12 protein-coding genes are annotated in these 10,927 nt (G+C 57.8%); 9 read left to right on the top strand and 3 right to left on the bottom strand.

Annotated features, from left to right (window positions below; genetic code table 11):
- The first annotated feature begins 53 nt into the window (after positions 1-53).
- The 8 genes from gap to MKI83_RS07255 all read left to right on the top strand — a co-directional run bounded on the left by gap (position 54) and on the right by MKI83_RS07255 (position 6,384).
- On the top strand, positions 54-1,058 hold the full coding sequence (gene gap, locus MKI83_RS07290; protein ID WP_241584512.1) for a type I glyceraldehyde-3-phosphate dehydrogenase: 1,005 nt from the start codon (positions 54-56) through the stop codon (positions 1,056-1,058).
- An 11-nt stretch (positions 1,059-1,069) separates the two neighbouring features.
- Positions 1,070-2,506 (top strand): pyruvate kinase, encoded by a 1,437-nt coding sequence (pyk, locus tag MKI83_RS07285; RefSeq protein ID WP_241584510.1) that lies wholly within the window; start codon positions 1,070-1,072, stop codon positions 2,504-2,506.
- Positions 2,506-2,967 carry a methylglyoxal synthase gene (locus tag MKI83_RS07280; RefSeq protein ID WP_241584508.1) on the top strand — a complete coding sequence of 154 codons (462 nt, stop codon included), beginning with the start codon at positions 2,506-2,508 and terminating at the stop codon, positions 2,965-2,967. Before pyk ends, MKI83_RS07280 begins: the two co-directional genes overlap by 1 nt.
- A gap of 67 nt (positions 2,968-3,034) precedes the next feature.
- Complete coding sequence (locus MKI83_RS07275) at positions 3,035-3,643, top strand: DJ-1/PfpI family protein (protein WP_241584507.1); 609 nt, start codon at positions 3,035-3,037, stop codon at positions 3,641-3,643.
- Positions 3,644-3,846: 203 nt separating this feature from the next.
- The gene (locus tag MKI83_RS07270) at positions 3,847-4,161 is read left to right on the top strand and encodes a BufA1 family periplasmic bufferin-type metallophore (RefSeq protein WP_241584505.1); all 315 of its coding nucleotides are present in this window, start codon (positions 3,847-3,849) and stop codon (positions 4,159-4,161) included.
- Between the two features lie 12 nt (positions 4,162-4,173).
- On the top strand, positions 4,174-5,103 hold the full coding sequence (gene bufB / locus MKI83_RS07265; RefSeq protein ID WP_241584503.1) for an MNIO family bufferin maturase: 930 nt from the start codon (positions 4,174-4,176) through the stop codon (positions 5,101-5,103).
- Positions 5,100-5,861, top strand: a complete 762-nt coding sequence (locus tag MKI83_RS07260; protein ID WP_241584501.1) for an HvfC/BufC N-terminal domain-containing protein — start codon at positions 5,100-5,102, stop codon at positions 5,859-5,861. Before bufB ends, MKI83_RS07260 begins: the two co-directional genes overlap by 4 nt.
- Before the next feature lie 22 nt (positions 5,862-5,883).
- Positions 5,884-6,384: a DoxX family protein gene (locus MKI83_RS07255; protein WP_241584499.1), complete on the top strand. Its 501-nt coding sequence runs from the start codon at positions 5,884-5,886 to the stop codon at positions 6,382-6,384.
- An 81-nt stretch (positions 6,385-6,465) separates the two neighbouring features.
- On the opposite strand, the gene MKI83_RS07250 is transcribed toward MKI83_RS07255, so the two are convergent.
- Together MKI83_RS07250 and gorA are read right to left on the bottom strand one after the other, a co-directional pair.
- A complete protein-coding gene (locus MKI83_RS07250; protein WP_241584497.1) occupies positions 6,466-7,107 on the bottom strand; it encodes a trimeric intracellular cation channel family protein in 642 nt (213 codons plus the stop codon).
- Between the two features lie 67 nt (positions 7,108-7,174).
- Positions 7,175-8,530, bottom strand: coding sequence for a glutathione-disulfide reductase (gene gorA, locus MKI83_RS07245; protein ID WP_241584494.1), 1,356 nt, complete (start codon positions 8,528-8,530; stop codon positions 7,175-7,177).
- Positions 8,531-8,626: 96 nt separating this feature from the next.
- Here gorA and MKI83_RS07240 point away from each other — a divergent pair, with 96 nt between their 5' ends.
- A complete protein-coding gene (locus tag MKI83_RS07240; protein WP_241584493.1) occupies positions 8,627-9,046 on the top strand; it encodes a VOC family protein in 420 nt (139 codons plus the stop codon).
- Positions 9,047-9,134: 88 nt separating this feature from the next.
- Here the strand turns inward: MKI83_RS07240 and MKI83_RS07235 are convergent, their stop codons facing one another.
- Complete coding sequence (locus tag MKI83_RS07235; RefSeq protein ID WP_241584492.1) at positions 9,135-10,817, bottom strand: phosphoinositide-specific phospholipase C-related protein; 1,683 nt, start codon at positions 10,815-10,817, stop codon at positions 9,135-9,137.
- Positions 10,818-10,927 lie beyond the last annotated feature (110 nt).

Below are 10,927 nucleotides of genomic sequence, written 5' to 3'. Positions count from 1 at the left end.
TCTATGCTTTGGCCAACAAATGTTGTGATTTTAACAAAAAAAGGCCAATAAACATGACTCTACGCATTGCTATCAACGGCTTTGGACGCATCGGCCGTAATGTGCTGCGCGCACTCTACGAAAACGGCTACCGTGACCGCCTGCAAGTCGTTGCGATTAACGATCTTGGTAACGCCGACATCAACGCCCACCTGTTCCAGTATGACAGCGTCCACGGCCAATTTGCCGGCGAGGTCAGCGTGGATAACGAGGCGCTCTACGTGAACGGCGACCGCATCGCCGTCAGCGCCATCCGCCAACCGCAAGCGCTGCCGTGGGCGGCCCTGCACGTTGACGTGGTCTTTGAGTGCACCGGCCTGTTCACCGAGCGTGAGCTTGCCGCCCAGCACCTGAGTGCTGGCGCGCGCAAAGTGATTGTCTCGGCACCCGGTAAGCAGCTCGACGCCACCGTGGTGTTTGGCGTTAACCATCAGGTTTTGCGTCAAGACATGCAAATCATCTCCAACGCCTCGTGCACCACCAACTGCTTGGCCCCCGTGGCGCAAGTCCTGGACCAAGAATTTGGCATCGTCAGTGGTTTGATGACCACCATCCACGCCTACACCAATGACCAGAATTTGTCGGATGTTTACCACAACGACATCTACCGCGCCCGCTCAGCCACGCAGTCGATGATCCCTACCAAAACCGGCGCCGCCGAAGCGGTTGGCGAGGTGCTGCCGCAACTGGCCGGCAAACTGACGGGGCTCGCCGTGCGGGTGCCGACCATTAACGTGTCCTTGGTTGACTTAACGGTTGAGCTGGCCCGCGAAACCAGTCGTGACGAGGTCAATGCCGCGTTAAAGCGCGCCAGCGCCAACAGCTCTGTCTTGGGCTTTAACGAATTACCGCTGGTGTCGGTGGACTTTAACCACAACCGCTTGTCGTCGATTGTTGATGCTGCACAAACCCGCGTGATTGGCCGTCAACTGAAAGTCATGGCTTGGTACGACAATGAGTGGGGCTTCTCCAATCGCATGTTGGATAACTGCCTTGCCCTGTGCAATGCCGCGCAATGAGGAGCGTGACCATGAGCCTACGCCGTACCAAAATCGTTGCCACCTTAGGCCCTGCCTCCAGCACGGCGGAACAACTTGAGCCACTGATCAAAAGCGGCATTGATGTGGCACGCTTGAATTTCTCTCATGGCAGTGCCGCTGAGCACAGTGCTCGCGCAGCGCTGGTGCGCCAGCTAGCCGCCAAACATGGCCGCTGTGTGGCTATTTTGGCCGACTTGCAAGGCCCTAAGATTCGCATCGCCAAATTCGCCGCAGGCAAGGTGATGCTCCACGCGGGCCAACGCTTTAGTTTGTCGGCCCGGCATGACAAGAGCGCCGGCACTGCCGAGCTGGTCGGCATCGACTACCCGGAATTGGTCGATGACTGCCGCGCGGGAGACATCCTGCTGCTGGATGATGGTCGCATCAGCCTGAAAGTCCTCAGCGTGGCTGATCAGGCCGTACACACTGAGGTGCTTAACAGCGGCGCGCTGTCGGATCGCAAAGGCATCAATCGTCAAGGCGGCGGTCTCACCGCCCCTGCCTTGACTGACAAAGACCGCGCCGACATCCGCGTGGCGGCTGAAATTAACGCCGACTTTGTCGCCGTATCCTTTCCACGTGATGCCGAAGACATGCACCTTGCCCGGCGGTTGCTGCGCGAAGCGGGCAGTGACGCCGCCTTGGTCGCCAAGATTGAACGCGCCGAGGCGGTGGCCGACGACGCTATTCTTGATGAGCTGATTCTCGCCAGCGATGCTGTGATGGTGGCGCGGGGCGACTTAGGCGTAGAGATCGGCGACGCCGAGCTGACCGGCATCCAAAAACACATCATTGCCCGCGCTCGCCGCTTAAACCGCGCCGTGATCACTGCCACGCAAATGCTGGAGTCAATGATCAGCAGCCCACTGCCGACGCGGGCCGAGGTGTCCGACATTGCCAATGCGGTGTTTGACCACACCGACGCGGTGATGCTCAGCGCTGAATCCGCCGCCGGCGACTACCCCTGCGAAGCGGTGCAAGCCATGGCGCGCGTCTGTTTAGGCGCCGAAAAGCAGCCGCTGACTCAGCGCAGTGGTCATCGTTTAGAGCAAGTCTTTAGCCACTGCGATGAAACCATCGCCATGGCGGCCATGTACGCGGCCAATCACCTGCAAGGCGTCAGCGCGATTGTCTGCCTGACGGAAAGCGGTAACACGCCACTGATTATGTCGCGCATCCGTACCCCGCTGCCCATCTTTGCCGTGTCACCGTCACCGCGCACCCTAGCGCGTACTGCGCTCTATCGCGGGGTTTACCCTTTGCTGTTTGACCAAGCCAGCCTGCCCAGCGAGCAGGTCAATCCAGCCATTGTCGCGCAGCTTAAAAGCCAAGGCGCGGTACAAACCGGCGACTGGGTCCTGCTCACCAAAGGCGATTTACACAGCCCTGGCGGCACCAACAACCTGAAAATTCTTAAGGTCGAGTAATGATCCAACTGCCGTTTACCCAGACTGAACTGCCGGCGCAAAAACACATTGCCTTGGTGGCCCATGACCACTGCAAACAGCATTTATTGGACTGGGCTAAACGGCATCGCGCACAGCTCGCCGAGCATTCTCTGGTCGCCACGGGCACCACCGGCAAGTTACTGCGCGAAACACTTGAGCTTGAGGTCATCGCTATGCTCAGCGGCCCGCTGGGTGGCGATCAACAGCTGGGCGCTTGGATTGCCGAGCGCAAGATCGACATGTTGGTGTTTTTCTGGGACCCGTTCGAGCCGCAGCCGCACGATCCCGATATCAAGGCGTTATTACGGGTTGCCGCGGTGTGGAATATTCCCGTAGCGTGCAACGAAGCCAGCGCCGATTTTCTAATCAGCAGCCCTTTGCTTAGCCAAGCGCACCCGCACCGGATTCCCGATTACGCGCACTACCTTGGTAAGCGTTAAGTTCGCTGCGCAACACCACGCGATGCTGCGCAGCAAGCATTCATCGCCGAGCCTTGGGAGGCCGCTCATGCAGGTCAATATTCTGTTGTTCGATCACGTCGAAGTACTGGACTTTGCCGGCCCTTACGAGGTGTTTAGCACCGCGAGCCGGGTATGGTCGCGCAGTCAGCAAGCGCCTGCGCCGTTCACCGTGAGCACCGTTGCTGAAGGCACCGTGGTGGCGCGTGGCGGTTTAACCGTGCAGCCGGACTACACCTTAGCGCAGGCACCGCAAGCCGATTTATTGTTGGTGCCCGGCGGCGATGTCCGCGCGCAGCTGGATAACCGCAGCGTACTTGACTGGCTCGGCGAACAAGCCAGTCGCGCCGACGTAGTGGCCTCGGTGTGCACCGGCGCCTTCCTGCTGGGTCAGTTAGGGATCTTGCACGGCTTGCCCATCACCACGCACTGGGAAGACCTGGACGACCTACGCCAAGCCCTGCCCGACAGCCTAGTGCGCGATGATCTGCGCTGGGTCGATAACGGCCACATCCTCACCAGTGCCGGCATCAGCGCCGGTATCGATATGAGCCTGCATTTGGTCGCCAGACTCAGCTCTCGCAGCCTTGCCGACGCCACCGCCAAGCAAATGGATTACCGCTGGCAAGATACGCCGGCTCATCTAGCGCAGGTCTAAGTTCAGGTCTAAGTGCTGGTCCAAGCACTGGTTTAAATGCAGATCGTCAGTGCACGTCGTCAGTGCAGACCGAAAAACTGCAGCGATTTAAAAATAATTAAACCTCGGTTGTAACAACCCATTCGTGGGCCCGTCTCTAGGGGGTACGGCGCAACAGTGCCTTCAACGCCCAGTCGGGCTTATTCATAGATGGAGATACACCGATGAGCAAAGCAACCACCGCTACCCTGTCCGCCGCTAGTCTGGCTCTGGCTTTGAGCTCAGCCATGGCGTTGACCGCTGCACCACTGACTGCCCAAGCGGCCGGTGATAATGAGCGCTGCTACGGCATCAGCCTGAAAGGTAAGAACGATTGCGCCGCCGGCCCTGGCACCACCTGTGCGGGCACCAGCAAGATTGACTACCAAGGCAACGCTTGGAAATACGTACCCAAGGGCACTTGCGAGCAAACCACCTCGGCTACCTCCGAGACTGGCTTTGGTCAGCTGATGGCCTTCAAAGAAAAAGCCAGCTCTTAACGGTTACGGCTGATGACTGACTTCATCCATCCCGCAGCCATCGGCCAGCACACGGGCGCGGCGTGCTTACCCGCCGCCACGCCCTGTGCAACCTTGCCCCCGCACGCGGGCATCGGCTTAAAGCCACAACATTTTAAGTCGGTACTTGAGCAGCAACCGTGCGTTGGCTTTTTTGAAGTGCACGCCGAAAACTATCTGGTCGCCGGCGGCCCCTTGCACCACTACTTAAGCGCTATTCGTGCCGAATACCCGCTGTCTATGCACGGCGTTGGCTTGTCTATCGGCGGCGAGTCAGCCCTGAATGCCAAGCATCTAAGCGCCATCGCGCAATTGGTCGATCGTTACCAACCAACGCAGTTTTCCGAACACTTGGCGTGGTCTAGCCACGGCGAGAATTTTTACAACGACTTACTCCCCCTGCGCTACGACGAGCACAGCTTGGCGCGGGTCTGTGAGCATATTGATCAAGTACAAACAGCGCTCAAACAGCCTATTTTGCTGGAGAACCCTGCCACCTACGTGCAGTTCACCGACAGCACAATCCCTGAGGCGATGTTTGTCCGCGAAGTGATTAAGCGCAGCGGCTGCGGTTTGCTGCTGGACGTGAACAACGTGTATGTCTCGTGCATTAACCATCATTGGAATGCGCGCGCGTATCTCGACGAGCTGCCCTTGTGGGCCGTCGGCGAAATCCACTTAGCGGGCTTTGCCGAGGATACTGATGATCTTGGCGAGCGCTTATTGATTGATCATCACGGCGCGCCCGTCGCCGACAGCGTGTGGAAGCTGTATCTCGAAGTTCTGCACCAAATCGGCCCCAAGGCCACCCTGATTGAGTGGGACAACGACGTGCCCAGTCTCGAGCGCTTATTGAGCGAAGCCGAACACGCCGAACACTGTCTGCACACCTGTGCTGCCAAACCGCAGGGGATCCGCGCATGACGTCGCAAGCGACTTTCGCCCAAGCGCTGTTGGACCCTGACAGCGGCACGCCGGCAACCTGCCAGACACCCAGCACGCGGCGCTTTGCGGTGTACCGCAATAACGTCATCAGCTCACTCAGCGATGCCTTGGCCGACACCTTCCCGGTAACGCAAACGCTGGTTGGTGAAGAATTTTTTCGCGCTATGGCGCAGGTGTTTATTCGCCAGTCGCCACCCAACGGCCCCGTGTTGACCGGCTACGGCGCTGGCTTTGCCGACTTTATTGAACACTTCGCGCCGGCTGCGAGCGTGCCTTATCTGGCGGATGTCGCCCGTTTAGAGTTTGCCTACCTGCAAAGCTTGCATGCGGCCGATGCCGCGCCGATGGCCAGTGACGAACTCAGTGCATTGCTGACTGATGAACACGCGCTGGCGCACAGCGGCTTGCGCCTGCACCCCGCGCTCAGCGTGCATCAAGGCAACTTTGCCGCCGTATCCATTTGGGCGGCGCACCAAGGCCACGGCGAACTCAGCCAGATCAACACCCAGCAACCGGAACAAGCCTTACTGACGCGTCCGCAGCTGGCCGTTGAAGTCACCCCAATAAATACCAGCGGCGCGCAGTTCATCACCTGCCTGCAGCGCGGCAATACCTTGGCACAAGCTTGGCAGCAAGCCCTCGCGCAAGACAGCCACTTTGACCTGACGCAAACCCTTAGTCTGCTGCTGCGCCAACACAGCATTGTCGGCGTGCAGCAAGCGTCGCACACACGTTAACCCCTACTCCGAGGGCTGATTTATGCACCTTAATCACTCACCTAATGCGCTGGTACGGCTCACCCAACAGCTGGTCGATACCCTGTCGCACCTACCGCACAGCCTCACGGCCCTGCTTGCGCGGTTTTCCATTGCGGCGGTGTTTTGGCAGTCTGGGCAAACTAAGATCCAAGGCTTTGCCATCAACCTGGTCGACGGCACCTTTGAGCTCGGCATGCCCAGCTTGGCACCTTTTACCTTGGCGTTATTTGCCGACGAATACCAAGTGCCGCTGTTGCCGGTAGAGTTGGCCGCTTACATGGCGACCGTGGCAGAGCACCTGTTCCCAATCTTGATTTTGCTGGGCTTGGCCACACGCTTCTCAAGTCTGGCCTTGCTGGGTATGACGCTGGTGATTCAGGTCTTCGTCTACCCCGGGGCGTATGCCACCCATGGCGTGTGGGCGGCGGTATTGCTGTGGCTGATCAGTCGTGGCCCGGGGGTGCTCGCCATCGACCACCTGATAGCTCGGCGGTTTCAATAAACCCTATCAACCGAGCAGCATCAACTGAGCAGCTTCAGCTGCTCAGTTCAAGCCAGCTTAACAACCCGCTTAAAGCCCAGCTCAATCCTGTAGCTCGTCACGATCGAGCAAATGAAAGCGCGGCAAGTGCCAGTGCCAGTAAATGGCCCCCAAGCGCACAACCAACACCACCGCCATCGCCGCTAGCACTTCGACCGTTTCACCAACCTGCAACGCCTCAAGGCCCAAATACGTCAGCGAACCCAAAATGCAGGGTGTGGCATACAGTTCTTTATGGAAGATCAGCGGAATGTCGTTGCATACCATGTCGCGGATCACGCCGCCGGCCACACCCGTCATAACCCCTAAGATCACCACCGCGCTGACCGGCACTTGGTGCGCCAGTGCGACTTGCGTGCCGATCACCGTAAACACCGCCAAACCAAAGGCATCGGCGAGTTGTAAGCCCAGTTCGTGGATGGGCCGCGTCATGCGCACCCAAATCACCGTACCGAGCGCCGCCAAGGTGACCACTGCCAGATAGGTTTCATCGCCAATCCAGCTGATCGGCTGCTTATCTAAAATCACATCGCGCAACGTGCCGCCGCCCAATGCAGTGATAAAAGCCACCACCAGCACACCGAAAATATCCATCGATTTACGACCGGCCATCAGTGCGCCGGTGATCGCAAACACCGCCACGCCGAAGAGATCGCTCAGATAAAACAAGGTTGATTCGTTCACTGTCTCATTCCTAAAAATCAAAAGCCCACAGCAAGCTGTGGGCTTTAAAGGCGTGCAGTATAACGGTTTAAGCCACCGGCTGGCGCATGGTGACAAACTCTTCGGCAGCACTGGGGTGAATACCTAACGTCTGGTCGAACACCGCCTTGGTCGCGCCCGCCTTGATCGCCACCGCCAGCCCCTGCACGATTTCAGCCGCCTCAGGTCCAAGCATGTGGCAGCCAAGTACGCGATCGCTGTCAGCATCGACGACTAGCTTCATCAAGGTTTTTTCTGGGCTATCGCTGAAAGAAAGCTTCATCGGGCGAAAACGACTTTGGAATACCTTAATGTTAAGCCCTTGTGCTTGCGCCTGCTCTTCGGTCAAACCCACGGTGGCCATATTGGGCAAACTAAACACGGCCGTGGGAATGTTGTCGTAATCGACCGCGACAAACTCAGCAGGCTGATATAACTGCCGCGCTACCGCCATGCCTTCAGCCAAGGCAACTGGGGTGAGCGCCATGCGCCCGATCACATCGCCGATGGCGTAGATAGACGGCTCCGCCGTTTGATAGTGCGCATCCACGGCGATAAAGCCACGCTCATTCAACGCAACCTGAGTGTTTTCCAGACCTAAGTCATCCAGCATCGGCCGACGGCCGGTGGCATAAAACACGCAATCGACGGTGAGTACGCGGCCATCGGCCAGGGTCACTAAGCGTTCATCATTGGGCCCACGGCGGATTTCGCTGACATGGCTGTTGAACTCCAGCGTAATGCCCTTGTGGCGGAATTCTTCGCGCAACTGCTGACGCAAGGCGCTGTCGAAGCCACGCAAGAACAAATCGCCGCGATAACTTAAGGTGGTTTGTGCGCCCATGCCGTGAAAAATCGAGGCGAACTCCACCGCGATGTAGCCACCGCCCACCACCAAGACACGCTTAGGAAGCTTGGGCAAATAGAAGGCATCGTTGGAGGTAATCGCCAGCTCACGACCAGGAATATCCGGCACCTGCGGCCAACCACCGGGCGCCAGCAAAATACGCTCGGCGCTTAGGGTTTGATCACCCACCTGCACGCGGTGCGCATCCAGCAGTCGACCATGCCCTTCAACGAGCGTCACGCCACTGCCTTCTAATAAGCGCCGATAAACGCCATTCAGGCGCTCAATTTCGGTGTTTTTTCTGGCGATCAACTCAGGCCAATCTACCTCGCCCGCCTCTACAGCCCAGCCGTAGTCACGCGCCAGCTGCAGTTCTTCACGCACATGCGCGCCATACACCAACAGTTTTTTCGGCACACAGCCAACATTCACGCAGGTGCCGCCTAAATAACGGCTCTCAATCACCGCCACTTTGGCCCCAAAGCCGGCGGCAAAACGCGCGCAGCGCACGCCACCGGAGCCTGCGCCGATCACTACCAAATCAAAATCAAAAGCCATGCTGCCCCCGTCGACGTTTATCGCTCACACGGCACTTAGCCGCGCAGGTTTGCTTTACTCACGTAGGTGTTCGCTATTGAGTGCAAGGATAAGCCAATGTTACCGACCCTAACGCATATTGCCCTGCATGTGCCGGACTTAGACGCCTGCATTGCGTTTTATCGCAGCTTTTGCGGTTTACGCATCGTGCATGAGCGGCCCGGCAAAGGGGCGCGCATCGTCTGGATGGCCGAACCAGGTAAAGAACACACCTTTATTTTTGTGATCATGCCCGGCGGCACCCAAAAACACTTAGCGGACGATGATTACAGCCATTTCGGCTTTGCCTTAGACAGTCGCGCGGCGGTAGATGCCATAGCCAGCAAGGCGCAAGCGCAAGGTTGCCTGATTTGGCCGCCGCGCGATGAGCCGTATCCGGTGGGCTACTACTGCGGCGTGCGCGACCCTGCCGGCCATTATGTCGAATTCAGTTATGGCCAACCCTTAGGCCCGGGGGCTGAGGTTAAGTCGGTTTAATCGGGGAGAAAAAACGCGCGCTGACCGTGCTTCAGCGCGCGTTTTGTTCAAGCTAAGCAGGCGCAAACGCCAAGCAGTGCGGGCTTAATTACTCCCAAACCCACTGCTGCGACGCGCCACCGTGGTAGTTCCACAGGTGCGCGCGCTGGCCACGGCCCCAAAACGGATCTTTGATATCTAACGCCATACCCGTGGCGTGCGCGGGGCGTAGCGAGTTGTTACTGCCACGCTGCCAGCGTTGGTTCGCGCCATCATGGCAGGCCCAAAGCACAATGCGCGTGCCCTTGCCGGTGCCCGAACCGCTGACATCCACGCATTGGTTAGGGTTCATCTTGCTGTGCAGACGACCTTGCTCATCCTGATACCACAGCTGGCTATCGGCGCCATGGCAACTCCACTGATGGATTTCGGTACCGTTTGCCGTACGACGCCCTTCAAGATCAAGACAGTAGCCCTTCCCGTTTTTTAACTTGCGGTAGGTCGGCGCAGGCTTTGGCATCGGCTTGACCACCGGTTGATCCAAGGGCTGCCACTGGCCTTCGCGCTGGGTATCGCTGTAAGCCAACCAAACCACCCCGTCATAGCCTTGGTTGTATTTGCTTTGCATCAGCTGAGTATTTTGTAAGCCATTTTTCGGCACCGCAAAACGGTAGTCGCTACCCAACTCTGCCTGGCAAACGCTCTGCCCTTGCGACCAAACGCCCGCACTGGCGGTAACGCGCCATTGCCCGCCAGTACTCAAACAGGCAAACGACGCTTGCGCAAAACAACTGACATCATTGAAACGACCGTCGCCGCGCTGCTGGGCGCAGTCTTCGTTGCCGCCCCAGTCATTGGGCTCATTCACTGCCCAGCTCCAAATATGCGCATCGAGTCGGCTGTCGAACGGTTTGACCTTGTCCAAACCGATCAGACCAATACCGCACTGGGTCAAATCACGCATGCGTGCCGCATCAATCGCCGGCGGTGGGTTACCGAAAGCAGCACTGAGATTGGTGAGATCTTCGTAAATGCGTACCAAGTTATTTTGGATATACGCGGTGTCATAACGCGCCGTCCGGCAGGCGGGATAAGCCTGAAAGGTGTCGTTATCGGTGGGATAGCCATAGTTATAAACATTGGCAGCCCACCCCGCATGCGCACAGTTACCACCGACAATCAGCACTTGCTTATGCGCATTGAGCACGTCGGCACGGGTCAGGGTCATCGGCAGCGATTTACAGCTGCCGGGCTGGTAAATCAAATCGCCTAACTGGGCATTTAACTCGCTTAAGGCGCGATCATATTGACCATCCATGTGGTCTTCGAGATACAGCAGGACGACCTCGCCGCGATGCTGATCTTGGCGCAACCAAGTGCTGATCTCGGCAAGGCCATCTTTTAAGCGCCGATCAAACGGACTACAGCCGGTGTGGTTGTCTTGTCCATGGCACAGCAGTAGCTCTTTCTTAAGGTTGCTGGCAACGCTGTAGTGCACGTCCAGTTCAATACCACGCATCCCTAAATCGAGTTGCTCGCCCAAGCTTAGCGTGTGGTTTGGGTCCCAGTAGCTGCCCGCATTTTGATAGTGCGTGCTGTTGTAGGCGTTGTGTGAGTGTAAAAAACTTGCCTGCCCCAGTGGGCTGCCAAGATCCAGTGTGCGTTGATGGCTGAGCGCTTGATGTTGCCAAGTTTGCTGGTATTGCTCGACTTGACTGCTGGCTGAGGCTTGCAAGCTACTCAGCAGCAATGCGCCACCGAGTAAGGCGCGATAAAACACAGAATGAGGCATAGCTGACTCCCGCATTGCGCCCGAAGGCGATTGTTATCGTTATGAATGCAGCGGAGTCAGGGTAGTAAGCTGAAGCTTCGTCAGCTTGCTCGATGCGGCCAAAATACCAG

This window comes from Atopomonas sediminilitoris, from assembly GCF_022601735.1.
GTDB classification, from domain to species: Bacteria; Pseudomonadota; Gammaproteobacteria; order Pseudomonadales; family Pseudomonadaceae; genus Atopomonas; species Atopomonas sediminilitoris.
This window is presented reverse-complemented; position numbering and strand designations above follow the sequence as displayed.